Origin of the sequence: Ruegeria faecimaris (assembly GCF_900182615.1) — a bacterium.
GTDB lineage: Bacteria > Pseudomonadota > Alphaproteobacteria > Rhodobacterales > Rhodobacteraceae > Ruegeria > Ruegeria faecimaris.
In genome coordinates this window covers 54,488-77,056 of sequence record NZ_FXTE01000016.1, presented here as the reverse complement: position 1 = coordinate 77,056, position 22,569 = coordinate 54,488, and the positions used below count along the sequence as shown (strand labels likewise).

The following is a 22,569-nucleotide window of genomic DNA, read 5'->3' as shown; positions in this document are numbered from 1 at the left end:
CGGAGGCGGTGATGAGATCGTTCGTCGAATAGTCTCAGACCTAACCGTCGAAACAAAAAAAGCCCGCCCCAAACGGGGCGGGCTTTTTCTGTTTGAATTTGGTAGTTCAAGACGGGGGAATTCCTAAAGAAGCAGCATGCTTCAGTCGTATGCGGCGTCCACTATGAATTCCACCTTCAGTTCGGGCCGCGCTAGTTTTGCTTCGCCACACGCCCTCGCAGGTGCGTATCCTGCAGGAACCCAAGCATTCCAGACCTCGTTCAAACCAGCAAAGTCCTTCATATCGGCCAGCCAGATGGTCACACGCAGCATTTTTTCCCGTGATGAGCCTGCGCGCTCTAGCAGGTCGTCAATTTTCCCAAGGCAAATACGCACCTGTTCCTGAATGGTATCACCTTCGGCGACTTGCCCGGTCAAATAGGCCACACCATTATGTTTAACGATTTTGGACGATCTCTCGCCGGTTTCGATGCGTTCTATCATTGGAGTGATCTCGCTGTTTCCTGTTTGATGCACGCGTTCATGGTCATAAGATGCCCCGCATAGCAAACGGAAACCGCTTGAGTAACTTTCAGAAAAGTTGAACTGGTCGGGGACGGGGCGGGTCGATAGCATTTTGCCGCGCCTAGGCTAGCTTGCCAGCGACACAGTATACCAGATTGCGCTTTTGCCGTTGAAGTGCTCTCTAGTTGGTTTCAGTGGATTGCATCGGGCGAAACCGCAAGAAGGATACTTCGACATGGACGAAACCGTAGAACGACTGTCCAAACGCCTGAAGCGGCGAGGATATCAGGTTTCGCCAATGAAGGAGACGGGTGCCTATATCGGTAATCTGGGTTTTGAGGTCGAGACAGTATTCGATGTCGGGGTGGCCTCGGGAACCGAGCATTTGTACGAAGCTTTCCCCGCAGCCAAGTTTGTGTTGATTGAGCCCATTTCGGATTACGAAACCAAGGTACGGAAAAACTGGGGCGACAAGATCGATTTTGATTTCCATGCTTGCGGAGTTGGTGCCGAAAGCGGACAGACGACTCTTCGAATTCCAACGGTCGGCGATCGTTGGCTCGGCACACGGGCAACGATGCAGGAGTTTGACGAAGCGGCAATCCAACACACCTCGCAAGTTGAAGAGCGACAAGTCCCGGTAAAAACACTGGATGAGATTGCGTCTTCCTACAAGGAACCTTTCGGATTGAAAATCGACACGGAAGGTTTTGAAATCGAGGTTATTAAAGGTGCATCGGAGATGCTAAAAAAATGCACCTTTGTATTGGCTGAAGTCTCTGTACGGCGTCGGTATCACGGCGGTTATAGGTTCAGCGATTTTGTCGCCGCGATGGCAGATCACGGGTTTGAGCTACACGAATTCGTCAGGCCACCGTCTGCAGAAGCGACCGATTGCGATGCCATTTTTGCCCCATTCGAAAGCTCAGTGTTCGACTATCAGGATACCAGACTGTCACGTATGGCGGCACGCGTAGCCAAGACATAGTCTAAGGGCATCTTTCCGCATGCAACGCGAGTTGTGTTGTCCGCGAAGTCGTTGAGCCAATCGCGATGGAAGATGGTCTGCGCATTGCGATCCACGAAGGCGGCCGCACCGTCGGTGCCGGTGTTGTGTCGAAGATTGTTGAGTAAGTCGCGCAAGCGAATGATCAAACGGAAAGGGCGTCCCTCGGGGCGCCCTTTCCTGTTTCCGTTTTCAACTTGATATTTAGTTGGCGTTTTGACTTAAGCTCACTCAGCATTCTGCTTTTGGACCGTATATACGAACAAACACTGACGAGAAAATTTTGAACAAAACAACGTTTTTGATCCTCTCTTGCCTCGTATTGTGCGCTTGCACCACGCTTGAAACGACACAAGTTTCTTCAAGAAAAAAGCTGACCATCCTGGGGGACGTTGCTTTGGATGCCGATTGGCATTGCGGCGCAGGCTTTTCAGATCCGAGCTTCAAACGTATCAGTTTGCCTGGCGTTTTCGAAGTTGATTTCATTAGAAACCGGTATCAGGGAGCGCTTAAACCTGACGGTAAAGCGCTTGCAGTATTCGATAGTGAAGAGAACTGTTCGCTATTGATTGAAGCCAATGAAAAGTTTGTTCTTGCGAACGGTGGATTTCCGCTGAAAGAACACATAGGAAAAAGCATGTATGCAGAAATTGCCGCTGCGACTGAAGAGTTCTATCGGAAATGCGAAAACGCTGAGATCAATTCGCGCGTTGACGCCAGCAAAGTCGAGTACCCTTCGTATAATGGCCCGGGTTCAGTTGTCCTAGAGCCGAAGTCCATTTGCGAGATGGAATTGGAAGCCGCCTCTCTAAGGTTTGGAGTTGTCGTTGATGACAAACCTACTGGCCTTTACATTGTGGACGGCAATGCTTTTCTTTGGCTCCCGTATACTGAGTGTTTTGAGCATTCAATTGATACCAATCTGATAAAATGGTGTGAGTAGCTGGAGCGGCATCGATTACACGTGTCGAAATACATTAAACCCCCTTGCCAAACCCCACCAACCCCTGTAGATCGCGCGAGTTCTCTATAAGAACATCAAGGCGGGGTGATTCCCGCCTTTTGGGTTCGATGAGGGTTGGCGATGCGCGCTTGTCCTCCTCTCAACCTCAACGCCTGATAAAAGGCTGTTATTATGCAAAGCCAAAATATCCGTATTCGGCTGAAGGCATTTGACTATCGCGTTCTGGATGCCAGCACGCAAGAGATCGTCAACACTGCCAAGCGGACCGGCGCGAACGTGCGCGGCCCGATCCCGCTGCCGAACAAGATCGAGAAGTTCACGGTTCTCCGTGGCCCTCACGTTGACAAGAAATCCCGCGACCAGTTCGAGATCCGTACGCACAAGCGTCTGCTCGACATCGTTGATCCGACCCCCCAGACCGTTGACGCGCTGATGAAGCTCGACCTCGCTGCTGGTGTGGACGTCGAGATCAAGCTGCAGTCGTAAGATCGGAGGGTATAGATTATGCGCTCTGGTATTATCGCAAAAAAAGTCGGCATGACCCGCCTGTTCATGGAAGACGGCAAGCAGATCCCTGTGACCGTTCTTCACCTGGACAACCTGCAGGTTGTTGCACAGCGCACGGACGAGAAGGACGGCTATACTGCTGTTCAGCTGGGTGCCGGTGCTGCCAAGGCAAAACGCACCTCGAAAGCCATGCGCGGTCACTATGCCGCTGCCAAGGTTGAACCCAAGCGTAAGCTGGTCGAGTTCCGCGTCTCTGAAGATGGCCTGATCGAAGTAGGCGCCGAGATTTCGGCAGAGCATTTCCTGGAAGGTCAGAAAGTTGACGTTTCGGGTACTTCGATCGGTAAAGGCTTTGCCGGTGCAATGAAGCGCTGGAACTTCGGTGGTCTTCGCGCCTCACACGGTGTTTCGATCAGCCACCGTTCGCACGGTTCAACTGGCCAGTGTCAGGATCCGGGCAAGGTTTTCAAAGGCAAAAAGATGGCCGGTCACATGGGTGCTGCCCGTGTAACCACCCAGAACCTGGAAGTCGTCAAAACCGACGCCGACCGTGGTCTGGTCTTCATCAAAGGCGCCGTTCCCGGACCGAAATCCGGTTGGGTTACCGTCAAGGACGCCGTCAAGAAGAAAGCACCGGAAGGCCTGCCTTTCCCGGCTGCTGTGAAATCGGCTGCAACTGAAGCACCTGCGGAAGAAGCTCCCGCGGAAGGTGGTGAAGCATGAAACTTGATGTAATCAAACTGGACGGCGGCAAAGCCGGCAACATCGAGCTGGATGCAGACCTGTTCGGCCTGGAGCCGCGCGCGGACATCCTGCACCGTGTGGTCCGTTGGCAGCGTAACAACGCGCAGGCTGGCACCCACAAGGTCAAGACCCGCTCGGAAGTGTCCTACTCAACCAAGAAGATCTATCGCCAAAAAGGCACCGGTGGCGCACGCCACGGCGCCCGTTCGGCACCGATCTTCCGGGGTGGTGGCGTTTACAAAGGTCCGGTCGTACGTTCGCATGGTCATGACCTGCCGAAAAAGTTCCGTAAACTTGGTCTGCGCCACGCGCTGTCTGCCAAAATGGCAGCTGGTGAACTGGTCGTGATCGAGAACGCCGAAGCCGAAGGCAAGACCGCCGCTCTGGCCAAGCAGGTTGCAAACCTGGGTTGGAAACGCGCTCTGGTCATCGACGGGGCGACCGTGAACGAAGGGTTCCTGAAGGCGTCGCGCAACATCGAAGGTCTGGATATCCTGCCGTCGATGGGTGCAAACGTTTATGACATCCTCAAGCGTGACACTCTGGTGCTCACCAAAGCGGCTGTCGAAGCACTGGAGGCTCGACTGAAATGAGCGCGAAGGCAGAACACTACGACGTGATCCGCAAGCCGATCATCACCGAAAAGTCGACCATGGCGTCCGAAAACGGCGCGGTTGTCTTTGAGGTTGCGATTGACAGCAACAAGCCACAGATCAAAGAGGCCGTTGAGGCACTGTTTGGTGTGAAGGTCAAAGCGGTGAACACCTCTGTGACCAAAGGTAAGGTCAAGCGGTTCCGCGGCCAGTTGGGCAAGCGGAAAGACGTCAAAAAAGCATATGTGACCCTTGAAGAGGGTAACACCATCGACATTTCCACCGGTCTTTGATCGGGCCTGTCTTTGGACAAACCATTAAGACCCCCGCGAAAGCGGGGGTTTTTCTTTAGGTAGTGACACCAAAAGTTGAGCGCCATTCCCAGCGTCTCGAACAGAAAATGATTGCTATGCCGGTGGGGTCGTCTATCCGGTATGGAACAAACAAACGATATGGCAGGCGCATGACCCAATCCACTCTCTCGACCCGGGACAACCCGGATGTGACTGTCGCGCGGGACTGGGTGTCGACGCTGGCCAAATATCGAGAGCCAAGCCAACCGCGTAGCTGGTTCGAGCTGGGGGTTACCTGTGTTCCCTTCATAGCGCTTTGGGCCTTGGCCTGGATGTCTTTGTCGGTGAGCTATTGGCTAGCGCTTGCGATCTCGGTTCTGAATGCGGCCTTTCTGCTGCGCCTGTTTGCCATTCAGCATGATTGCGGTCACGGGGCATTTTTTACGAACCGGACGGTCAGTGACTGGGTCGGTCGGGGGCTCGGGGTGCTGACGTTGACGCCTTACGATGTTTGGCGGCGCACACATTCCTCGCATCACAACTCATCTGGCAATCTGGATAAGCGCGGGATGGGGGACATCCATACGCTGACGGTGGCCGAATACCGGGCGCTGACGCCCTTGAACCGGTTGTTTTACCGGCTCTATCGCCACCCGATCACCCTGTTTGGCTTTGGGCCCGGCTATCTGTTCCTGTTTCAAAACCGCCTCCCGCTTGGCTTGACCGGTATTCCGAAATTCTGGGTCAGCGCGATGGCGACGAATCTGGCCATTCTGGCCGCACTGGGGGCCATCTACTATTTTGGTGGCCTGATGCCGGTTCTGCTGATTTTCCTGCCCTCGACCCTTATCGCCGCGACCGCTGGCGTCTGGTTGTTCTATGTCCAGCACCAATTCGAAGAGACGCAATGGGATCCGGATCAGGACTGGCAACTGCACGAGGCCGCTCTGCACGGCAGCTCGCACTATATCCTGCCATCCGTATTGCAGTGGTTCACGGCCAATATCGGCATCCACCACGTACACCATCTGTACAGCCGCATCCCGTTCTATCGCCTGACCGAAGTGCTGCGGGATCATGAGGAATTGGCCAACAGCAACCGGATGACCATCCGCGAGAGCCTCGCCAACGCGCGGCTGCACCTGTGGGATGAAAAGAACCGCCGCCTGCTGTCCTTTGCCGAAGCGCGCGCGCTGTATGGGTGACGGGATCGGTCAGATGGTGTGAACGATAGCCGGAAATCCGGTCGTTGCCCCCGGCGTGTGATGCGGATACGGTCGCTGTTATGAAACATGTCCCCAAAGAAACAACAGATGAAGCCCTTATTCAGGAGTTCCTGGATAAAGGAGGCAAAGTCAGCATCGGCAAAACCAAACCCGCGCCCGCTGAGCTGGGTTTGAGCAAGAATGTCTGGAACGCCAAGCTGACCAAAGAAGAGAAGGCCGCGCGCGACAAGAAGTGATCGTGCGGGGCTTTGGGTGAGCGTTGAGGCTTCTGGTGTAACACTGGAAAATGGCATCCATTGACGTGTTCGCCAGCCTCTGGTCGGCCTCGTCTTTGGAGAGAGATATTTGGCCCCCGCGCAAGCGAGTTTTTTTGTTGTCTCTATCCGCAAGCCGCGCCGGTGACTGACCGTGGGATGGCGCCGCAGCGACTGATCTGCGCGCTTTATAGTGCCAATTACATCCGAACTTATAGCGAGGCGCAATAGTCCCCAAAGCGCCAGCCCGCCGGGACGGGCAGTCGCTGGCGCGGCGGCCTTCGGCCTTGACTACGCACCTTTTGGGCGAACTGAAAGAAATTGTCAGAACAAGTATGCTTGGGAGGAAAGTGAAGCTACCGAAGTTAACCTAAGCCATCCGTCAAACGTCTAACTCAATAGGTCAGATGCGAGTGTCGAATTCCTTTAATGGCAATTCTGGCTCTCATTCAAAACTCTCTAGTATCTCGGTATACCGGCACCTTTGTCTGCGATGCATGCGTTGGCTTTGTTGGCCAGTTCATAGTGTACTGTGTTCGGTGGATCAATTGAGTACCCGGTGCGACCGCCTACAATGTATTTTGTGACTCGAAAATTTGATCCAATCCCAGCTTCCGCGGCGCATTCCAGCACAATATCCAAATCTGATTTCGCGCTGGACTTTTGGCCTTCCGAAGCCTCCGGTAAATCTGCTGTGCTGCACGCAGAAACGAATGCTGTTCCGCAAATTGCAAAGATGGGGAATATGGCCTTAATCATCTTTTACCTCCTAGTTGAAATGTGGGAAAAGTCAGTAGATGAAGAGATTCCGGCATCAACTAGCAGTGCGTAAATAACTATATATGTTGCCAATATTCTATACTGGTCTTGGTTGTGAGCTGCGCACAGCCGTTGCCGTCACCAAGTTTGAACAATATTCTTTCGTGGTTTAAGAAAGTGAATTTGGAGGGAACCATAGAGTATCGAAGTTTTCGAAATTCATCGAGCACCCTATAGACACCCACCCCCAACACGGCTATATGCACCCAATCTTGCGGCCTCGGATTCGTTCCGGGGCCTATGATATTTGAAGCCGGGGACCTTCGGGGCCCTATACCTTTGGCACCTACGGGGGCCTATCACATAGCGGGGAAATCCCCGCACTTGCTAAACGGAAGACAGAAAGCATGGCACTCAAGTCGTACAAGCCGACGACGCCGGGCCAGCGCGGGCTGGTGCTGATCGACCGTTCGGAGCTTTGGAAAGGACGTCCGGTCAAGTCTCTCACTGAGGGTTTGACCAAATCGGGCGGCCGGAACAACACCGGACGGATCACTTCACGCCGCCGCGGCGGTGGCGCAAAGCGTCTCTACCGGATCGTTGACTTCAAACGGAATAAATTTGATGTCGCGGCAACCGTCGAGCGGATCGAATATGACCCGAACCGGACCGCGTTTATCGCACTGGTAAAATACGAAGACGGCGAGCAGGCATATATCCTGGCTCCGCAGCGTCTGGCTGTTGGTGACAAGGTTGTGGCTTCGGCCAAGGCCGACATCAAGCCGGGCAACGCAATGCCGTTCTCGGGTATGCCCATCGGTACCATCGTCCACAACATCGAGATGAAGCCTGGTAAAGGCGGTCAGATCGCACGTGCGGCCGGTACTTACGCTCAGTTCGTGGGCCGCGATGGCGGTTATGCTCAGATCCGTCTGAGCTCGGGCGAGCTGCGCATGGTCCGTCAGGAATGCATGGCCACCGTTGGTGCCGTGTCCAACCCCGACAACAGCAACCAAAACCTCGGTAAAGCCGGTCGTATGCGCCACAAAGGCGTGCGTCCGTCGGTTCGTGGTGTTGCTATGAACCCGATCGATCACCCGCACGGTGGTGGTGAAGGTCGTACCTCGGGTGGCCGTACACCGGTTACGCCTTGGGGTAAGGACACCAAGGGTAAGCGTACTCGCAACAAAAACAAAGCGTCCCAGAAGCTGATCATCCGCTCGCGGCACGCCAAGAAGAAGGGACGTTAATCCATGTCTCGCTCTGTTTGGAAGGGTCCTTTCGTCGATGCTTACGTGCTGAAAAAAGCCGAAGCAGCGCGCGAGTCGGGCCGCAACGAAGTTATCAAAATCTGGTCGCGTCGTTCCACCATTCTGCCCCAGTTCGTGGGTCTGACCTTTGGTGTGTACAACGGCCAGAAGCATATCCCCGTCAACGTCTCGGAAGACATGATCGGTCAGAAGTTCGGTGAGTATTCGCCGACTCGCACCTATTACGGTCACGCCGCTGACAAAAAAGCGAAGCGGAAGTAAGTCATGGGCAAGGAAAAGAACCCCCGCCGCGTGGCTGAAAACGAAGCAATGGCAAAAACGCGCATGCTCCGTACCAGCCCGCAGAAACTGAACCTGGTTGCGCAGATGATCCGCGGCAAGAAAGTTGAGAAGGCTCTGACCGACCTGACTTTCTCGAACAAGCGTGTCGCGCAGGACGTCAAAAAGTGCCTGCAGTCCGCAATCGCCAACGCTGAGAACAACCACAACCTGGACGTCGACGAGCTGATCGTTGCAGAAGCATGGGTTGGAAAGAATCTGGTCATGAAACGCGGTCGCCCTCGGGCCCGTGGCCGTTTCGGCAAGATCATGAAGCCGTTCTCGGAGATCACCATCAAGGTGCGTCAAGTTGAGGAGCAAGCCTAATGGGTCATAAAGTAAATCCGATCGGCATGCGCCTTCAGGTGAACCGCACCTGGGACAGCCGCTGGTACGCCGATACCAAGGACTACGGTGATCTTCTGCTGGAAGATCTGAAGATCCGTGAGTTCATCAACAAAGAGTGCAAGCAAGCCGGCATCGCCCGTGTGATCATCGAACGTCCGCACAAGAAGTGCCGCGTTACGATCCACACTGCACGTCCGGGTGTCATCATCGGCAAGAAAGGCGCGGACATTGAAGTTCTGCGCAAGAAAATCGCCCTGATGACAGACAGCGAACTGCACCTGAACATCGTCGAAGTGCGCAAGCCCGAGCTTGACGCACAGCTGGTTGCCGAGTCTATCGCTCAGCAGCTGGAGCGCCGGGTTTCGTTCCGTCGCGCGATGAAGCGGTCTGTTCAGAACGCCATGCGTATGGGCTCTCTGGGTATCCGGGTGAACGTCGCTGGCCGTCTGGGTGGCGCCGAAATCGCACGGACCGAGTGGTACCGCGAAGGCCGTGTGCCTCTGCACACGCTGCGCGCCGACATCGATTACGCACAAGCCGAAGCGATGACTCCTTATGGGATCATCGGGATCAAGGTCTGGATCTTCAAAGGTGAGATCATGGAGCACGATCCGCAGGCACGTGACCGTAAAGCACAGGAACTCCAGGACGGCCCTGCACCTCGTGGTGCTGGTGGCGGTCGTCGCTAAGGAGGGAAAGATATGCTTCAACCAAAGCGTACTAAATTCCGCAAGATGCACAAAGGCCGGATCAAGGGTGAAGCCAAGGGCGGCTCTGATCTGAACTTTGGCACATACGGCCTGAAAGCTCTTGAGCCTGAGCGTGTAACCGCACGCCAGATCGAAGCTGCACGTCGTGCCATGACGCGTCACATGAAGCGTCAGGGCCGTGTCTGGATCCGCATCTTCCCCGACACTCCGGTTACGGCTAAGCCGATCGAAGTTCGTATGGGTAAAGGTAAAGGTTCGGTCGACCGCTGGGCATGCAAAGTCAAGCCTGGCCGCGTGATGTTCGAAATCGACGGCGTCAATGACGACATCGCCCGCGAGGCCCTGCGCCTGGCTGCGATGAAGCTGCCGATCAAGACTCGCGTCGTGGTTCGCGAAGACTGGTAAGCGACCCGGGGGCGACCCCGCTCGCGACAAGATTGACCCCCGTCGGGAATCCGGCGGGGGTTTTTGGTTTGATGGCGCTGCCCCCGCGACAGCCTCGCAAAACACCCATCGCCTTCATCGAGAGGCTGGTTTAAGACAGACCCATGGCACAGATTGAATCACTTTTTGTCACCCGTCTCTATCGTGCAGCTTTGTCCGAGTTTGATCCCAAGATCGACCCGGAGGAGCTGGAAAGCTCCTGTCTTGTCATCGCCGAGGATGATGAGGCCGGGCAGGACTGGTGTGAAGAGAACGGGTATCCCGGCTACACCAGCTATGCCTCGCTGACCGATCTGCCCTGGCGGTTTCCGATCTTTGCCGATCTGGTTAAGGTGCTGGACCAGCACGTTGCAGCTTTTGCTAAGGATCTGGAGTTTGATCTGGGTGAGGGTGAACTAAAGCTTGAAGACCTTTGGATCAACATTTTGCCCGAGGGCGGAATGCACTCCAGCCACCTGCACCCACATAGTGTGATCTCGGGCACGACTTATGTTTCGATGCCCGAAGGTGCTAGCGCGCTGAAGCTTGAAGACCCGCGCTCGGGCCGCATGATGGCAGCGCCCACGCGTATGAAAGGGGGCCGTCGGGACCTGCAGCCATTTATCTATGTGAAGCCTCAGGTTGGCGATGTTTTGCTATGGGAGAGCTGGTTGCGCCACGAGGTGCCGATGAACATGGCCGAGGATGAGCGGATTTCCGTCAGCTTTAACTATAAATGGGACTAGCACGGTCGTTTAAGGGACTCTGATTCAAAGGAATGTGTGAAAAGTTCTTGCATTGTGTCGTCAGATAAACGATGTGGGGGGCGCTTACGTTTTTCTTTTTCGACCACTGTCTCCCGAATATCGGCGTTCAGTCTTTCGATCCAGACCGACAACGCCGCGCTGTCGCAATTCCGCGGACAGCAATTTACTAGGAGACTACGGATATGGCCAACGGCACCGTAAAATGGTTCAACACAACTAAAGGTTTTGGCTTCATCGCACCGGAGACCGGTGGCAAAGACGTGTTTGTACACATCTCTGCTGTCGAGCGCTCGGGTCTGACCGGCCTGGCCGACGACCAGAAAGTAACGTTCGACATCGAACCCGGCCGTGACGGTCGTGAGTCGGCTGTGAACATCGCTCTGGCGTAAGTCACTCAGACTTAGACAGTTGAAGACGCGGTCTCGTGCAAACGAGGCCGCGTTTTGCGTTTGTGAGTGGGATGTCTACATGCTGTAATGGCTGGTGCATTCAACGCACCTGTCAACGAGGCCTAGGGTGGCGGGATTAATGCCAGCTTTTTTATTTTGTGGGAGTAAACCATGGGCGCGCCAAAACCAGCAAAGGTTGTACTAGCGGTTTCACTTTTTTTGGCGTTGGCCGTCGCACCTGCACTTGCGACGTGCCCAACCCGTGTAGATGTCGGTAAAGGCGTCTGGTTGGACTATGGCGGAACATGGCTTTTACGAGTTCAAACCGTTGTTGAGACGGGGTTTGTCGTTGAGTTGAGAACCGAAGACTCTAGGCGCATAGGTTTCGCTAGCCACTACGCGCATCCTTTGCTGTTCGGCGAGACCTTTATGAAGTTCACCGCCTCAAAGCGTTCATACGAGCAATCAGTTAGTTCCTTAGATGACCTAGAGCAGCAAAAAGAGTGGCAGTCAGGCTTCACGATACAAGATGGCGATAAAGAAGCCTTACTCGGCACTGTAACGGTTGAGTTCCAGAAAAATCGAATTGAACGGGTTGGAACGTGTAAATACAAAGTTTGGGAAGTTCTGGTGCGTGAGCATGTATCAGGGGATGACGAACGAACGGTAAAGGTGCTGTATTCTCCAGAGCTAAAGATAGTTTTGAAGCAGGCGCATATGCTGCCGAACTCTGGATTGGTTTGGGGAAGAGGTTTCGATGGAATTCGCTCCAAGAGCGAATAGGCTTCCAAATTCGGTTCAAACATCTCGTGCCCGTCGCTGGTTGCTCAAGTGAGCAGAGCGCTAAAAACGGCCTCTCGATCAATCCTCCATACTTTCCCTTGCCACCCACCCCAGAACCCCCTATAGAGCGGCATCTTGCGTTCCCCCGGCCGAGTCGGGGGATTCGTATGTCTATCATTCATCCACCAGGTCAAAGGTGACCCTGCATAGGGGCCTTCTGGTGTTTTGAGCAAAGGAAAAGGCGATGAACGCCCAAGAACTGCGTGACAAGACCCCTGACCAGCTCCGCGAGGAACTGGCCAACCTGAAGAAAGAAAGCTTTAACCTGCGCTTTCAACAGGCAACCGGTCAGATGGAAAGCACCGCTGGCATCAAAGCGGCCCGCCGCAACGCCGCCCGCGTTAAAACCATCCTGAACGAAAAGGCCGCTGCTGCGGCATCGGAGGAGTAATCCTATGCCTAAGCGTATCCTTTCCGGCACCGTAACGAGCGATGCCAACGCACAGACTGTAACCGTATCCGTCGAGCGCCGCTTTACGCATCCGGTTCTGAAGAAAACCATCCGTAAGTCCAAGAAATACCGGGCTCACGATGAAAAGAACGCCTTCAAGGTCGGCGATACAGTTCGCATCATCGAATGCGCGCCGAAATCGAAGACGAAACGTTGGGAAGTTCTGGAAGCGTAAGTTTCCGGGATTTTCCCATTTGTCGAAACCCTGGGGGATCTAACAAGACCAGCCCCCACAGGTCGGGAGAAACCACATGATCCAGATGCAGACCAATCTGGATGTCGCTGACAACTCCGGCGCACGCCGAGTTCAGTGCATCAAGGTCCTGGGTGGTTCCAAGCGTAAATACGCCTCTGTAGGCGACATCATTGTCGTCTCGGTGAAGGAAGCCATCCCACGCGGCCGCGTAAAGAAAGGTGACGTCCGTAAGGCCGTCGTCGTACGCACCGCCAAAGAAGTCCGTCGCGAAGACGGCACCGCGATCCGTTTCGATCGCAACGCCGCCGTCATTCTGAACAACAACAACGAGCCCGTAGGTACCCGTATCTTTGGCCCTGTTGTTCGTGAACTGCGCGCGAAGAACTTCATGAAAATCATCTCGCTTGCTCCGGAGGTGCTGTAATCATGGCTGCTAAACTCCGCAAAGGCGACAAGGTCGTCGTGCTGGCTGGCAAGGACAAGGGCAAAGAGGGAACTATCACCTCGGTCGACCCGAAAGCCGGTAAAGCCGTTGTTGATGGCGTGAACATCGCCATTCGCCACACCCGCCAGTCGCAGACCTCGCAAGGTGGTCGCCTGCCTCAGGCAAACCCGATTGAGCTGTCGAACCTGGCTCTGCTGGACAAAAACGGTAAAGCAACCCGCGTTGGCTTCCGCATGGAAGGTGACAAGAAGGTTCGTTTTGCCAAGACCACGGGGGACGTGATCGATGCTTGATACCGCAACCTACACCCCGCGTCTGAAAGCTCAGTACGCTGAAACCATCCGTGCCGCTCTGAAAGAAGAGTTCGGTTACAAGAGCGATATGCAGCTGCCCAAGCTGGAAAAGATCGTTCTGAACATCGGTTGTGGTGCAGAGGCCGTCAGAGACTCGAAGAAGGCGAAAGCCGCTGTTGAAGATCTGACCGCGATTGCAGGCCAAAAGGCTGTTGCAACACTGGCGAAGAAGTCGATCGCGGGTTTCCGCGTCCGTGAAGACATGCCGCTGGGTGCGAAAGTTACCCTGCGCGGTGACCGGATGTATGAATTCCTGGATCGTCTGATCACCATCGCGCTGCCGCGCGTTCGTGACTTCCGCGGTGTTAAGCCTTCTTTCGATGGTCGTGGCAACTTTGCCATGGGCATGAAAGAGCACATCGTGTTCCCGGAAATCGACTTCGACAAGGTCGACGAGGTCTGGGGCCTGGATATCGTAATTGCCACCACAGCGAAAACCGACGCTGAAGCGAAAAGCCTGTTGAAAGCGTTCAACATGCCGTTCAACGCTTAAGCGCCGGGAGGATTGAGACATGGCTAAAAAAGCAATGATCGAACGCGAGAAGAAGCGCGAACGCCTGGTGGCCAAATATGCCGCAAAGCGTGCCGAGCTGAAAGAAATCGCGAATGACGAGAGCAAGCCGATGGAAGAGCGTTTCAAAGCGCGTCTGAAACTGGCGAAACTGCCGCGCAACAGCTCGGCAACTCGTCTTCACAACCGCTGTCAGCTGACAGGTCGTCCTCATGCTTACTATCGTAAGCTGAAGGTCAGCCGTATCATGCTGCGCGAGCTGGGTTCTGCAGGTCAGATCCCCGGCATGGTGAAATCGAGCTGGTAAGGGAGACATAGATATGAACGATCCTATCGGCGATATGCTCACCCGTATCCGCAACGCGCAAATGCGCGGCAAGTCCACTGTAAACACTCCGGCGTCGAAACTGCGCGCCTGGGTTCTGGACGTGCTGGCGGACGAAGGTTACATCCGTGGCTACGAAAAGATGACCGGTGAAAACGGTCATCCGGCCATCGAAATCAGCCTGAAATACTACGAAGGCACCCCTGTCATTCGCGAGTTGAAGCGGGTTTCCAAGCCCGGTCGTCGCGTATACATGGGCGTCAATGACATCCCGCAGGTCCGTCAGGGTCTGGGTGTGTCGATTGTCAGCACTCCGAAAGGTGTGATGTCGGACCAGAATGCACGCTCCAACAATGTTGGCGGCGAAGTGCTCTGCACCGTCTTCTAAGGAGGTCTGTCAATGTCTCGTATTGGTAAACGTCCGGTCGAACTGCCCAGCGGTGTAACCGCCTCGGTTTCCGGCCAGACCATCGAAGTCAAAGGCCCGAAAGGTGCCCGTAGCTTCACTGCGACTGATGACGTTACGCTGTCGGTCGAAGACAATGTGGTTCAAATCAACCCGCGTGGCATGTCCAAACGTGCCCGTCAGCAATGGGGCATGAGCCGCACCATGGTTGCCAATCTGGTAACCGGTGTGACCGAAGGCTTCAAAAAAGAGCTGGAGATCCAGGGTGTTGGTTACCGGGCTCAGATGCAGGGTAACACCCTGAAGCTGAACCTGGGCTACAGCCACGACGTTGATTTCGTTGCTCCGGAAGGTGTCACCATCACCGCACCGAAGCAGACCGTGATCATTGTGGAAGGTAACGACCAGCAGCAGGTGGGCGAAGTCGCGGCGAAAATCCGCGAATGGCGCCGTCCCGAGCCGTATAAAGGCAAGGGTATCCGCTATAAGGGCGAATTCATCTTCCGCAAAGAAGGCAAGAAGAAGTAAGGACGCAAACAATGGCAAACAGCAAAAGAACCCTGTTTCTGAAGCGCCGCCTGCGCGTTCGGAACAAACTTCGCAAGGTCAATGCAGGTCGTGTACGCCTGTCGGTTCACCGTTCGAACAAGAACATCAGCGCTCAGCTGATCGACGACGTTCGTGGCGTGACCCTGGCCTCGGCCTCGACCCTGGAAAAAGATCTGGGTGTAGTTGGCACAAACAACGTCGAAGCGGCTACGAAAGTGGGCGCAGCCATCGCCGAGCGTGCCAAGAAGGCAGGCGTCGAAGAGGCTTATTTCGATCGTGGCGGCTTCCTGTTCCACGGCAAAGTGAAGGCTGTCGCCGACGCTGCGCGTGAAGGTGGTCTGAAGATCTAAGACTTGCGGGCAGCGCCTCAGCTGCCCCGATGATCCGGGGGCCTCGGCAATAGTCGAGGCTCACTTGGATTGAAACAACGGCGCCGCAATGCGCCACATGAGAAAAGGGATGCCAAATGGCAGAACGTGAAAACCGTCGGGGCCGTGGCCGCGACCGCGACGAAACTCCGGAATTCGCAGACCGTCTGGTCGCGATCAACCGCGTGTCGAAAACCGTAAAAGGTGGTAAGCGCTTTGGCTTCGCCGCTCTGGTGGTTGTCGGCGATCAGAAGGGCCGCGTCGGCTTTGGCAAGGGTAAAGCAAAAGAAGTACCCGAGGCCATCCGTAAGGCAACTGAACAAGCCAAACGTCAGATGATCCGCGTGCAGCTGCGCGAAGGTCGGACCCTGCACCACGATATCGAAGGCCGTCACGGCGCCGGTAAAGTGGTTATGCGCTCGGCACCTGAAGGTACTGGTATCATCGCCGGTGGTCCGATGCGTGCTGTGTTCGAAATGCTGGGCGTCAAGGACGTTGTGTCCAAGTCGTTGGGCTCGCAGAACCCGTACAACATGATCCGCGCCACCATCAACGGCCTGCAAAAAGAGCAGAGCCCGCGTTCGGTTGCACAGCGTCGCGGCAAGAAAGTTGCTGACATCCTGCCCAAGCGGGACGAAGCGCCTGTTGCTGCTGAAGCAGAAGCATAAGGAGAGCGACCCATGGCAAAAACCATCGTCGTCAAGCAGATCGGTTCCCCGATCCGCCGCCCCGCCGAACAGCGCGCGACCCTGATCGGTCTGGGCTTGAACAAGATGCACAAAACCCGTGAGCTGGAGGATACTCCTTCGGTCCGCGGCATGGTCAACAAGATCCCGCATCTGGTAGAGATCATCGAAGAACGCGGCTAATCGCGAGTTCTTTGAAGACTTAAAAACGCCTCCGATCTGATCGGGGGCGTTTTCTTGTTTGGCCGGTCGTCTTTTTTCCGGCTCGTCATATGGTGCTGTTCAGTGCCTCGGCGCAAACTCGGCTATGACCCGAGCGCCTTTTTTTCTGCAAACTCAATGTCGACTTCATGGCGCAACGGGGGTTCTCTGCCTGGTTTTTCGTACAGCCTGGGGCATCCATCGCAAAAACTGGCTGCTGCTTCGCGTTTGGAATGAGCACGCGGGTTCCAGACCTGCCGGCGCAGAGCTTTGTATTTTTCGTTGTTCCAGATGGTTTCAAGTGGTTCGTCGAAAACATTTCCCAACACATGCGGATCACGGTTCTTGTCGGAAACATATTGGCGGCCGGATCGCCAGAGACAGCAGGGAATCACATCGCCATCAAAGCGAATGACCGTGCTGCTGTGGGGCCAATGGCACCTTGGGGTGAGGGATGATGACAGGGGCGGGCCATTTTCAATCCGATCGGGATCGTCGTCTACGACGTTGTACAGATCTCCATTTGCATCGAACCGTAGCCCTTCAAACGTGGTAAAGGCGTCGATACCAATCTCGTCTACGATGGCCTTCACCTGAACCAGTTCATCCTCGGCGTGATGGGGGAAAGAGATATGCTGTATTTCTATGAACGGAGATTTCAGACCCTTCCTCTTTTTATAGCCAGCCAGTAGTCGCAGGTTGTTCAGAACGAAATTCAGGCGTCCGCGAACACGGGTAACCTGAAAGCTTTCCTGCGTCGCGCCATCAACTGAGATTGTGATATGGCTAAGCCCGGCATCGACCAGGTCATGAATCCGCTCGGCTTTTAGCCGATAGCTGAAATGGGTGGTGATATGGCTTTCCAAACCGGCTGCGGTCGTGGCCCGGATCATGTCGGTGAGGTCCGGGTGTGCCAGAGGATCGCCATAGTAGAACAGGCTTACACCAAGCGCGCGATCTTTGATCTGGTCAATGATATGCCGGTACTGCTGAATGCTGAGTTTGTCCTGTTTCCCGAACTTCTGATCGCTGAGCAAGGGTCGGTCACGACCTGCCGGATTCGCATGGACGCAATGTGGACAGGCTAGTGAGCACAGCGGCGAAATATCAATTTTCACCAAAGACGGCAGCGGGGCGGCTTGTTGAGAGTGAAGAAGATAGCCCCGAATGTTGCGCAACAGGTTTGCCGATTGCTTCAAGGAAGGACGGCGCTGAATCCAGCGCAACCTTCTAATAACGCTTGAAACCAATGGCATGGAGTATCCTCATTCATGAAGCCGAGGACGCCCTAAACGTGCGAGGCGAAAATGGTAAAACAGGCCGAAATAGCCCGATAGTTCACGGATACGTGATAGAATAGTGAAAATATGGGTCCGTAAAAGAAAAAAGATATTAAAATATATAAATTTGATAAATCTTATCTTTAGCCGAGAAATCCAAAGGACTATTTCAACGAAAGCCTGTAGTGGGATGTCTAAACAGTGTTTTCACTGCCATTCCCCCAATGCATACCGGCCAGACCGAATCTTCTGTTGTTAGCGTTATCTGGCGTTCTTATTTGAGCTTTGTCCCAAATAGGAACGCAAACGAAATCTGGAGAATACGCTCCGGTTTAGAAAGGAATATAGAAATGGCAAACACAGCAACTTTTTCCCGCGAAGGCTTTGGTCTGACCGCCCGCATCACAACTCTGATCGCCCGCGTGAAAGAGGCCTATGCCCTGCGCGCCGAATTCGGCCGCACCTATTCAGAGCTTCAGAACCTGACTGATCGTGAACTGAACGACATTGGTATCCGCCGGTGCGATATAAGTGATATTGCGCATAAGCACGTCTACTGCTGAGAACCTGGCAGGATGAACAACACCGAGGCGCCATTTGGCGCCTCTTTTGATTCTGCATGCTTGAAAGGCACAAGCACGGTGAAATTGGTCGCTCTGCATTGTGGATCGTTTGGAAATTTTCCATGAGAATTATTAGAGGAGGCTATGTCCCAATAACGCGATGACGAGGCTGACACAGTGCGAGACTACCAGATCGGCATGTTGTGGGTGGATGGCCCGCTGTGCTTTCTCGAGCAGCTCTGCATCAAATCCTATCTGGATGCCGGTCAATCCGTTCGCCTCTACACCCATGGGAATGTCTCAGGGATACCTGAAGGTGTGGATACCCGCGATGCGCGCGATGTGATGCCCGGCACAGAATTCATTGCGCATAGCCGTACTGGTAGCCCGGCGCCGCATTCGGATAAGTTCCGATACCGCATGTTGGCGCAGGAGCCCGATTTGATATGGGCGGATACGGACGCCTATTGCATGCGTCCATTCACAACGGAGACCGGGCATTTTTACGGAATGCTCGAAGGAGAGATTGCGATCGGCGTATTGGGCATTCCGTCAGACAGCCCGGCGCTGGCTCTGCACATCGAATATACAACGGACCCATATCGGATTCCGCCATGGCTGCCCAAACGATATCAGGAACCCCTTCGTGCGGCACAGGATGCAGGTGATCCGATCAATGTGCCCGCGCTATATTGGGGCGCATGGGGTCCGTCAGCCTTTGCCTCGGCTTTACGGCAAACCGGCGAACACCAATTTGTTCTGCCTGAGCATGTGTTCTATCCGGTGAACTTTACCAGACGGCGCGCTTTGGCACGCCCAAACGCCGATTTATCCAGGTTCTTCCACGAGGACACAGTTTCCATTCACTTTTATGGTCGCCGGATGCGTTCGATCCTGAGGAACAGGTATAATGGCCTGCCAGATCCAGATAGCCTGGTGGGTAAGCTTCTGGCCAAACACCGGATTAATCCACTGGACGCGCCAATCCAAAATGCTGAAGGTTAGACAGTTTGGGTGTTGTTCACTTCAAAACTTGCATCCTCAGCCACAAAGCTGTATCGGGCTCCGGTGGCGTACTGCGCCGCAAGAATCAAAACCAAGAAATGCCGTGTTTGACCCATCACGCTTCGGGGTCATTTCCGGCGAAGGAGAAGCGAAATGAAACTGAATGAATTGCGCGACAACCCAGGCGCCACACCGAAACGGACCCGCGTCGGCCGTGGTCCCGGTTCCGGTAAAGGTAAAATGGGTGGCCGTGGTATCAAAGGTCAGAAATCCCGTTCGGGTGTGGCCATCAATGGCTACGAAGGTGGCCAGATGCCGCTGTACCAACGCCTGCCCAAGCGTGGCTTTAACAAGCCGAACCGCAAGGCGTTTGCCGTTATCAACCTGGGCCTGATCCAGAAATTCGTCGACGCCGGTAAGCTGGACGCCAAAGCCGCGATCACCGAGGACGCACTGGTTGCATCCGGTCTGGTTCGCCGTAAACTGGACGGTATCCGCGTTCTGGCCAAAGGCGAAATCAGCGCCAAGGTGACCCTGGAAGTAACTGGTGCTTCGAAAGCTGCCGTTGAGGCAGTCGAAAAAGCGGGCGGTTCACTGACGGTCACAAAAGCCGCTGCGGCAGAGTAAGCGCTTGTGAGCGGGCCAAGACCCGCTTACATAGACCTCAGAGTTTTCCAAGACGCCGCCCGAGCCGGAAAACGGTTCCGGGCGGTGTTTTCATAAGAGAGACCGATTTATGGTATCAGCAGCAGAACAAATGGCAGCCAACACTAGCTGGGCTGCTTTGGGCAAAGCCACCGATCTGCGCAACCGCATCCTGTTCACACTGGGTTTGTTGATCGTCTATCGCCTTGGCACTTTTATACCGGTGCCGGGGATCGACGGACAGGCCCTGCGTGAGTTCATGGAGCAAGCGGGGCAGGGCATCGGCGGTATGGTTTCGATGTTCACCGGCGGGGCGCTTGGGCGGATGGGTATCTTTGCCCTCGGCATCATGCCTTACATCTCGGCCTCGATCATCATTCAGCTGCTGACCTCGATGGTTCCCGCGCTCGAACAGCTCAAGAAAGAGGGCGAGCAGGGTCGTAAGAAGATCAACCAATATACCCGTTTCGGCACCGTGGCGCTGGCCACTGTTCAGGCCTATGGCTTGGCCGTTTCGCTGGAGTCGGGCGATTTGGCGACCGATCCGGGCCTTTATTTCCGTCTGTCGACTATGATTACACTGGTTGGCGGCACCATGTTCCTGATGTGGCTGGGTGAGCAGATCACCGCGCGCGGCATCGGCAACGGTATCTCTCTGATTATTTTCGTTGGCATCATCGCCGAGGTTCCGGCAGCGTTGGCTCAGTTCTTCGCAAGTGGCCGCAGCGGCGCAATCAGCCCCGCAGTGATCATCGGAGTGATTGTCATGGTCATCGCCGTGATCACCTTTGTGGTGTTCATGGAGCGCGCTTTGCGCAAGATCCACATTCAATACCCGCGCCGTCAGGCCGGTATGAAGATCTATGAGGGCGGCTCGAGCCACCTGCCGGTCAAAGTGAACCCGGCCGGCGTTATCCCGGCGATCTTCGCCAGCTCTTTGCTGTTGCTGCCGGTCACGATCTCGACCTTCTCGTCGGGCGCCACCAACGGTCCGGTCATGTCCTGGCTGCTGGCCAACTTTGGTCCGGGTCAGCCGCTGTACCTGCTGTTCTTTGCGTCGATGATCGTGTTCTTTGCCTATTTCTACACGTTCAACGTGTCGTTCAAGCCGGATGACGTGGCGGATAACCTGAAAAAGCAGAACGGTTTTGTGCCGGGTATCCGTCCGGGCAAGAAAACCGCCGAGTATCTGGAATACGTGGTCAACCGCGTTCTGGTTCTGGGTTCGGCTTATCTGGCGGCGGTTTGTCTGCTGCCTGAAATCCTGCGGGGCCAGTTTGCCATTCCGTTCTATTTCGGTGGTACTTCGGTTCTGATTATCGTCTCTGTGACCATGGATACGATCCAACAGGTTCAGAGCCACCTGCTGGCGCATCAATACGAAGGGCTTATCGAAAAGTCCCAACTGCGCGGGAAGGGTAAGAAACGCGGCAGGAAGGGACCCGCTCGTCGATGAATATCATTCTTCTGGGCCCCCCGGGGGCGGGTAAAGGAACGCAAGCGCGTCATCTTGTTGAAACACGCGGCATGGTGCAGCTGAGCACCGGAGACATGCTGCGCGAAGCCAAAACCTCGGGCACCGAGATGGGCCTGAAGGTTGCAGCCATCATGGATGCCGGCAAGCTGGTCACCGATGAGATTGTCATCGGCCTGATCGAAGAGAAGCTGACCACCGAAACCGGTGCCGGTTTCATCTTTGACGGTTTTCCGCGCACATTGGCACAAGCCGACGCATTGGCGGCTTTGCTGACCAAGCTGGGCCAGTCACTGCACACTGTGATCGAGATGCGGGTGGATGACGATGCCCTAGTGGATCGGATCACCGCACGTTCGACCTGTTCGGGCTGTGGCGAGGTCTACAATGACAAGACCAAGCCGATTCCGGCAGATGGTCGCTGCACCAACTGTGGTGAGCAAAAAGAGTTCACGCGTCGCGCTGACGACAACGAAGACAGCCTGCGCACGCGGTTGATGGAGTACTACAAAAAGACGTCGCCGCTGATTGGTTATTACTACGCCAAAGGCGATCTTCGCCCGGTCAATGGGTTGGCCGATATCAAGGAAGTGACTGCGTCGATCGAGGCCGTACTCGGCTAGCTCCAATATGGCCTTGACGCCAAGCGCAAAAGCCCATATCGACCCCCATCCCTAAAGGGAATCAAGATCGCAGGCGGGATTCGTCCTAACTGCCCCGACCACCTCGAATAATACTGGGCCCTCTGGCGTCACTGCCACGGTCAAGTGTTGTGAAAAAAGGTTCCGGAGCTACGGAACCGCAACAAAAAGGAAAGTGACACGTGGCACGTATTGCCGGCGTAAACATCCCGACTGCAAAGCGGGTACCTATCGCCCTCACATATATCACCGGTATCGGCAACACCTCGGCGCAGGCCATCTGCGAAGCCGTAGGCATTGAAGCGCACCGTCGCGTCAATGAGCTGTCGGATTCCGAAGTTCTGGCCATCCGCGAACATATCGACGCAAACTTCACCGTCGAAGGTGACCTGCGTCGCGAAGTTCAGATGAACGTCAAGCGCCTGATGGATTTGGGCTGCTACCGCGGTCTGCGTCATCGTCGTAACCTGCCCGTTCGCGGTCAGCGTACCCATACCAACGCTCGTACCCGCAAAGGCCCCGCAAAGGCCATTGCTGGCAAGAAGAAATAA

Annotated in this window: 36 protein-coding genes and 1 pseudogene; 35 read left to right on the top strand and 2 right to left on the bottom strand. The window is 55.0% G+C overall.

Going from position 1 to position 22,569, the window contains the following annotated elements:
* Window positions 1-141: 141 nt before the first annotated feature.
* Entirely contained in the window at window positions 142-483 is a 342-nt protein-coding gene (locus tag FN806_RS18335) for a RidA family protein (protein WP_142639802.1), read from the bottom strand.
* Between the two features lie 256 nt (window positions 484-739).
* Between FN806_RS18335 and FN806_RS18330 the strand changes: the two genes are divergently transcribed.
* The 29 genes and pseudogenes from FN806_RS18330 (at window position 740) to rpmD (ending at window position 16,392) form a co-directional block, all read left to right on the top strand.
* Entirely contained in the window at window positions 740-1,492 is a 753-nt protein-coding gene (locus tag FN806_RS18330; RefSeq protein ID WP_142639800.1) for an FkbM family methyltransferase, read from the top strand.
* Window positions 1,493-1,536: 44 nt separating this feature from the next.
* Window positions 1,537-1,638, top strand: a pseudogene (locus tag FN806_RS18325) (EF-Tu C-terminal domain-related protein); the annotation flags it as partial.
* Window positions 1,639-1,793: 155 nt separating this feature from the next.
* Window positions 1,794-2,453 (top strand): hypothetical protein, encoded by a 660-nt coding sequence (locus FN806_RS18320; RefSeq protein WP_142639798.1) that lies wholly within the window; start codon window positions 1,794-1,796, stop codon window positions 2,451-2,453.
* A gap of 192 nt (window positions 2,454-2,645) precedes the next feature.
* Window positions 2,646-2,960, top strand: a complete 315-nt coding sequence (rpsJ, locus tag FN806_RS18315) for a 30S ribosomal protein S10 (protein WP_008756422.1) — start codon at window positions 2,646-2,648, stop codon at window positions 2,958-2,960.
* Window positions 2,961-2,978: 18 nt separating this feature from the next.
* Window positions 2,979-3,704, top strand: a complete 726-nt coding sequence (gene rplC / locus FN806_RS18310; RefSeq protein ID WP_142639796.1) for a 50S ribosomal protein L3 — start codon at window positions 2,979-2,981, stop codon at window positions 3,702-3,704.
* Window positions 3,701-4,318 (top strand): 50S ribosomal protein L4, encoded by a 618-nt coding sequence (gene rplD / locus FN806_RS18305; RefSeq protein WP_050605826.1) that lies wholly within the window; start codon window positions 3,701-3,703, stop codon window positions 4,316-4,318. Before rplC ends, rplD begins: the two co-directional genes overlap by 4 nt.
* The gene (locus FN806_RS18300; RefSeq protein WP_142639794.1) at window positions 4,315-4,611 is read left to right on the top strand and encodes a 50S ribosomal protein L23; all 297 of its coding nucleotides are present in this window, start codon (window positions 4,315-4,317) and stop codon (window positions 4,609-4,611) included. Before rplD ends, FN806_RS18300 begins: the two co-directional genes overlap by 4 nt.
* A gap of 170 nt (window positions 4,612-4,781) precedes the next feature.
* Complete coding sequence (locus tag FN806_RS18295; RefSeq protein WP_142639792.1) at window positions 4,782-5,816, top strand: fatty acid desaturase; 1,035 nt, start codon at window positions 4,782-4,784, stop codon at window positions 5,814-5,816.
* 80 nt (window positions 5,817-5,896) lie between these two features.
* Window positions 5,897-6,073: a hypothetical protein gene (locus tag FN806_RS20555; RefSeq protein ID WP_176797675.1), complete on the top strand. Its 177-nt coding sequence runs from the start codon at window positions 5,897-5,899 to the stop codon at window positions 6,071-6,073.
* 592 nt (window positions 6,074-6,665) lie between these two features.
* Window positions 6,666-6,923, top strand: coding sequence for a hypothetical protein (locus tag FN806_RS18290; RefSeq protein ID WP_142639791.1), 258 nt, complete (start codon window positions 6,666-6,668; stop codon window positions 6,921-6,923).
* A 334-nt stretch (window positions 6,924-7,257) separates the two neighbouring features.
* Window positions 7,258-8,100 carry a 50S ribosomal protein L2 gene (gene rplB / locus FN806_RS18285; RefSeq protein ID WP_008757664.1) on the top strand — a complete coding sequence of 281 codons (843 nt, stop codon included), beginning with the start codon at window positions 7,258-7,260 and terminating at the stop codon, window positions 8,098-8,100.
* A gap of 3 nt (window positions 8,101-8,103) precedes the next feature.
* Window positions 8,104-8,382 (top strand): 30S ribosomal protein S19, encoded by a 279-nt coding sequence (gene rpsS, locus FN806_RS18280; protein WP_005980699.1) that lies wholly within the window; start codon window positions 8,104-8,106, stop codon window positions 8,380-8,382.
* Between the two features lie 3 nt (window positions 8,383-8,385).
* The gene (gene rplV, locus FN806_RS18275) at window positions 8,386-8,766 is read left to right on the top strand and encodes a 50S ribosomal protein L22 (protein WP_039538267.1); all 381 of its coding nucleotides are present in this window, start codon (window positions 8,386-8,388) and stop codon (window positions 8,764-8,766) included.
* Complete coding sequence (gene rpsC / locus FN806_RS18270; protein ID WP_037311761.1) at window positions 8,766-9,476, top strand: 30S ribosomal protein S3; 711 nt, start codon at window positions 8,766-8,768, stop codon at window positions 9,474-9,476. The genes rplV and rpsC overlap by 1 nt, the downstream gene beginning before the upstream one ends.
* 12 nt (window positions 9,477-9,488) lie before the next feature.
* Window positions 9,489-9,902, top strand: coding sequence for a 50S ribosomal protein L16 (gene rplP / locus FN806_RS18265; protein ID WP_085823145.1), 414 nt, complete (start codon window positions 9,489-9,491; stop codon window positions 9,900-9,902).
* 143 nt (window positions 9,903-10,045) lie between these two features.
* Window positions 10,046-10,666 carry a 2OG-Fe(II) oxygenase family protein gene (locus tag FN806_RS18260; RefSeq protein ID WP_142639790.1) on the top strand — a complete coding sequence of 207 codons (621 nt, stop codon included), beginning with the start codon at window positions 10,046-10,048 and terminating at the stop codon, window positions 10,664-10,666.
* Window positions 10,667-10,869: 203 nt separating this feature from the next.
* The gene (locus tag FN806_RS18255) at window positions 10,870-11,076 is read left to right on the top strand and encodes a cold-shock protein (RefSeq protein WP_010437077.1); all 207 of its coding nucleotides are present in this window, start codon (window positions 10,870-10,872) and stop codon (window positions 11,074-11,076) included.
* A gap of 171 nt (window positions 11,077-11,247) precedes the next feature.
* A complete protein-coding gene (locus tag FN806_RS18250; protein WP_142639789.1) occupies window positions 11,248-11,859 on the top strand; it encodes a hypothetical protein in 612 nt (203 codons plus the stop codon).
* 244 nt (window positions 11,860-12,103) lie between these two features.
* Window positions 12,104-12,310: a 50S ribosomal protein L29 gene (rpmC, locus tag FN806_RS18245; protein ID WP_074736205.1), complete on the top strand. Its 207-nt coding sequence runs from the start codon at window positions 12,104-12,106 to the stop codon at window positions 12,308-12,310.
* Between the two features lie 4 nt (window positions 12,311-12,314).
* Window positions 12,315-12,545, top strand: a complete 231-nt coding sequence (gene rpsQ, locus FN806_RS18240; RefSeq protein ID WP_037311742.1) for a 30S ribosomal protein S17 — start codon at window positions 12,315-12,317, stop codon at window positions 12,543-12,545.
* Window positions 12,546-12,621: 76 nt separating this feature from the next.
* Window positions 12,622-12,990, top strand: coding sequence for a 50S ribosomal protein L14 (rplN, locus tag FN806_RS18235; protein WP_005621870.1), 369 nt, complete (start codon window positions 12,622-12,624; stop codon window positions 12,988-12,990).
* 2 nt (window positions 12,991-12,992) lie between these two features.
* On the top strand, window positions 12,993-13,304 hold the full coding sequence (gene rplX, locus FN806_RS18230; RefSeq protein ID WP_142639787.1) for a 50S ribosomal protein L24: 312 nt from the start codon (window positions 12,993-12,995) through the stop codon (window positions 13,302-13,304).
* Window positions 13,297-13,857: a 50S ribosomal protein L5 gene (gene rplE, locus FN806_RS18225; RefSeq protein ID WP_142639786.1), complete on the top strand. Its 561-nt coding sequence runs from the start codon at window positions 13,297-13,299 to the stop codon at window positions 13,855-13,857. The genes rplX and rplE overlap by 8 nt, the downstream gene beginning before the upstream one ends.
* 19 nt (window positions 13,858-13,876) lie before the next feature.
* On the top strand, window positions 13,877-14,182 hold the full coding sequence (gene rpsN / locus FN806_RS18220) for a 30S ribosomal protein S14 (protein ID WP_142639784.1): 306 nt from the start codon (window positions 13,877-13,879) through the stop codon (window positions 14,180-14,182).
* A gap of 13 nt (window positions 14,183-14,195) precedes the next feature.
* The gene (gene rpsH / locus FN806_RS18215) at window positions 14,196-14,588 is read left to right on the top strand and encodes a 30S ribosomal protein S8 (RefSeq protein ID WP_142639782.1); all 393 of its coding nucleotides are present in this window, start codon (window positions 14,196-14,198) and stop codon (window positions 14,586-14,588) included.
* Window positions 14,589-14,600: 12 nt separating this feature from the next.
* The gene (gene rplF / locus FN806_RS18210; RefSeq protein ID WP_058272374.1) at window positions 14,601-15,134 is read left to right on the top strand and encodes a 50S ribosomal protein L6; all 534 of its coding nucleotides are present in this window, start codon (window positions 14,601-14,603) and stop codon (window positions 15,132-15,134) included.
* Window positions 15,135-15,145: 11 nt separating this feature from the next.
* Complete coding sequence (gene rplR, locus FN806_RS18205) at window positions 15,146-15,505, top strand: 50S ribosomal protein L18 (protein WP_142639780.1); 360 nt, start codon at window positions 15,146-15,148, stop codon at window positions 15,503-15,505.
* A 116-nt stretch (window positions 15,506-15,621) separates the two neighbouring features.
* A complete protein-coding gene (gene rpsE, locus FN806_RS18200; RefSeq protein WP_142639778.1) occupies window positions 15,622-16,191 on the top strand; it encodes a 30S ribosomal protein S5 in 570 nt (189 codons plus the stop codon).
* 12 nt (window positions 16,192-16,203) lie between these two features.
* Window positions 16,204-16,392 carry a 50S ribosomal protein L30 gene (gene rpmD, locus FN806_RS18195; RefSeq protein ID WP_008757946.1) on the top strand — a complete coding sequence of 63 codons (189 nt, stop codon included), beginning with the start codon at window positions 16,204-16,206 and terminating at the stop codon, window positions 16,390-16,392.
* Window positions 16,393-16,514: 122 nt separating this feature from the next.
* On the opposite strand, the gene FN806_RS18190 is transcribed toward rpmD, so the two are convergent.
* Window positions 16,515-17,528 carry a radical SAM/SPASM domain-containing protein gene (locus FN806_RS18190; protein ID WP_185956743.1) on the bottom strand — a complete coding sequence of 338 codons (1,014 nt, stop codon included), beginning with the start codon at window positions 17,526-17,528 and terminating at the stop codon, window positions 16,515-16,517.
* 512 nt (window positions 17,529-18,040) lie between these two features.
* Here FN806_RS18190 and FN806_RS18185 point away from each other — a divergent pair.
* The 6 genes from FN806_RS18185 (at window position 18,041) to rpsM (ending at window position 22,569) form a co-directional block, all read left to right on the top strand.
* Window positions 18,041-18,253 carry a DUF1127 domain-containing protein gene (locus tag FN806_RS18185; protein WP_142639774.1) on the top strand — a complete coding sequence of 71 codons (213 nt, stop codon included), beginning with the start codon at window positions 18,041-18,043 and terminating at the stop codon, window positions 18,251-18,253.
* A 177-nt stretch (window positions 18,254-18,430) separates the two neighbouring features.
* Complete coding sequence (locus tag FN806_RS18180; protein ID WP_246097335.1) at window positions 18,431-19,258, top strand: hypothetical protein; 828 nt, start codon at window positions 18,431-18,433, stop codon at window positions 19,256-19,258.
* Between the two features lie 153 nt (window positions 19,259-19,411).
* Window positions 19,412-19,885: a 50S ribosomal protein L15 gene (rplO, locus tag FN806_RS18175; RefSeq protein ID WP_142639772.1), complete on the top strand. Its 474-nt coding sequence runs from the start codon at window positions 19,412-19,414 to the stop codon at window positions 19,883-19,885.
* Between the two features lie 109 nt (window positions 19,886-19,994).
* Window positions 19,995-21,359, top strand: coding sequence for a preprotein translocase subunit SecY (gene secY / locus FN806_RS18170; protein ID WP_142639770.1), 1,365 nt, complete (start codon window positions 19,995-19,997; stop codon window positions 21,357-21,359).
* Entirely contained in the window at window positions 21,356-22,000 is a 645-nt protein-coding gene (locus tag FN806_RS18165; protein WP_142639768.1) for an adenylate kinase, read from the top strand. Before secY ends, FN806_RS18165 begins: the two co-directional genes overlap by 4 nt.
* 200 nt (window positions 22,001-22,200) lie before the next feature.
* Entirely contained in the window at window positions 22,201-22,569 is a 369-nt protein-coding gene (gene rpsM, locus FN806_RS18160) for a 30S ribosomal protein S13 (protein ID WP_142639766.1), read from the top strand.

What these genes read in the sequence shown, in the direction of transcription:
- FN806_RS18335 (WP_142639802.1), bottom strand. Translation starts at nt 483, where the DNA reads ATGATAGAACGCATCGAAACCGGCGAGAGATCGTCCAAAATCGTTAAA.
- FN806_RS18330 (WP_142639800.1), top strand. Translation starts at nt 740, where the DNA reads ATGGACGAAACCGTAGAACGACTGTCCAAACGCCTGAAGCGGCGAGGA.
- rpsJ (WP_008756422.1), top strand. Translation starts at nt 2,646, where the DNA reads ATGCAAAGCCAAAATATCCGTATTCGGCTGAAGGCATTTGACTATCGC.
- rplC (WP_142639796.1), top strand. Translation starts at nt 2,979, where the DNA reads ATGCGCTCTGGTATTATCGCAAAAAAAGTCGGCATGACCCGCCTGTTC.
- rplD (WP_050605826.1), top strand. Translation starts at nt 3,701, where the DNA reads ATGAAACTTGATGTAATCAAACTGGACGGCGGCAAAGCCGGCAACATC.
- FN806_RS18300 (WP_142639794.1), top strand. Translation starts at nt 4,315, where the DNA reads ATGAGCGCGAAGGCAGAACACTACGACGTGATCCGCAAGCCGATCATC.
- FN806_RS18295 (WP_142639792.1), top strand. Translation starts at nt 4,782, where the DNA reads ATGACCCAATCCACTCTCTCGACCCGGGACAACCCGGATGTGACTGTC.
- FN806_RS20555 (WP_176797675.1), top strand. Translation starts at nt 5,897, where the DNA reads ATGAAACATGTCCCCAAAGAAACAACAGATGAAGCCCTTATTCAGGAG.
- FN806_RS18290 (WP_142639791.1), top strand. Translation starts at nt 6,666, where the DNA reads ATGTATTTTGTGACTCGAAAATTTGATCCAATCCCAGCTTCCGCGGCG.
- rplB (WP_008757664.1), top strand. Translation starts at nt 7,258, where the DNA reads ATGGCACTCAAGTCGTACAAGCCGACGACGCCGGGCCAGCGCGGGCTG.
- rpsS (WP_005980699.1), top strand. Translation starts at nt 8,104, where the DNA reads ATGTCTCGCTCTGTTTGGAAGGGTCCTTTCGTCGATGCTTACGTGCTG.
- rplV (WP_039538267.1), top strand. Translation starts at nt 8,386, where the DNA reads ATGGGCAAGGAAAAGAACCCCCGCCGCGTGGCTGAAAACGAAGCAATG.
- rpsC (WP_037311761.1), top strand. Translation starts at nt 8,766, where the DNA reads ATGGGTCATAAAGTAAATCCGATCGGCATGCGCCTTCAGGTGAACCGC.
- rplP (WP_085823145.1), top strand. Translation starts at nt 9,489, where the DNA reads ATGCTTCAACCAAAGCGTACTAAATTCCGCAAGATGCACAAAGGCCGG.
- FN806_RS18260 (WP_142639790.1), top strand. Translation starts at nt 10,046, where the DNA reads ATGGCACAGATTGAATCACTTTTTGTCACCCGTCTCTATCGTGCAGCT.
- FN806_RS18255 (WP_010437077.1), top strand. Translation starts at nt 10,870, where the DNA reads ATGGCCAACGGCACCGTAAAATGGTTCAACACAACTAAAGGTTTTGGC.
- FN806_RS18250 (WP_142639789.1), top strand. Translation starts at nt 11,248, where the DNA reads ATGGGCGCGCCAAAACCAGCAAAGGTTGTACTAGCGGTTTCACTTTTT.
- rpmC (WP_074736205.1), top strand. Translation starts at nt 12,104, where the DNA reads ATGAACGCCCAAGAACTGCGTGACAAGACCCCTGACCAGCTCCGCGAG.
- rpsQ (WP_037311742.1), top strand. Translation starts at nt 12,315, where the DNA reads ATGCCTAAGCGTATCCTTTCCGGCACCGTAACGAGCGATGCCAACGCA.
- rplN (WP_005621870.1), top strand. Translation starts at nt 12,622, where the DNA reads ATGATCCAGATGCAGACCAATCTGGATGTCGCTGACAACTCCGGCGCA.
- rplX (WP_142639787.1), top strand. Translation starts at nt 12,993, where the DNA reads ATGGCTGCTAAACTCCGCAAAGGCGACAAGGTCGTCGTGCTGGCTGGC.
- rplE (WP_142639786.1), top strand. Translation starts at nt 13,297, where the DNA reads ATGCTTGATACCGCAACCTACACCCCGCGTCTGAAAGCTCAGTACGCT.
- rpsN (WP_142639784.1), top strand. Translation starts at nt 13,877, where the DNA reads ATGGCTAAAAAAGCAATGATCGAACGCGAGAAGAAGCGCGAACGCCTG.
- rpsH (WP_142639782.1), top strand. Translation starts at nt 14,196, where the DNA reads ATGAACGATCCTATCGGCGATATGCTCACCCGTATCCGCAACGCGCAA.
- rplF (WP_058272374.1), top strand. Translation starts at nt 14,601, where the DNA reads ATGTCTCGTATTGGTAAACGTCCGGTCGAACTGCCCAGCGGTGTAACC.
- rplR (WP_142639780.1), top strand. Translation starts at nt 15,146, where the DNA reads ATGGCAAACAGCAAAAGAACCCTGTTTCTGAAGCGCCGCCTGCGCGTT.
- rpsE (WP_142639778.1), top strand. Translation starts at nt 15,622, where the DNA reads ATGGCAGAACGTGAAAACCGTCGGGGCCGTGGCCGCGACCGCGACGAA.
- rpmD (WP_008757946.1), top strand. Translation starts at nt 16,204, where the DNA reads ATGGCAAAAACCATCGTCGTCAAGCAGATCGGTTCCCCGATCCGCCGC.
- FN806_RS18185 (WP_142639774.1), top strand. Translation starts at nt 18,041, where the DNA reads ATGGCAAACACAGCAACTTTTTCCCGCGAAGGCTTTGGTCTGACCGCC.
- rplO (WP_142639772.1), top strand. Translation starts at nt 19,412, where the DNA reads ATGAAACTGAATGAATTGCGCGACAACCCAGGCGCCACACCGAAACGG.
- secY (WP_142639770.1), top strand. Translation starts at nt 19,995, where the DNA reads ATGGTATCAGCAGCAGAACAAATGGCAGCCAACACTAGCTGGGCTGCT.
- FN806_RS18165 (WP_142639768.1), top strand. Translation starts at nt 21,356, where the DNA reads ATGAATATCATTCTTCTGGGCCCCCCGGGGGCGGGTAAAGGAACGCAA.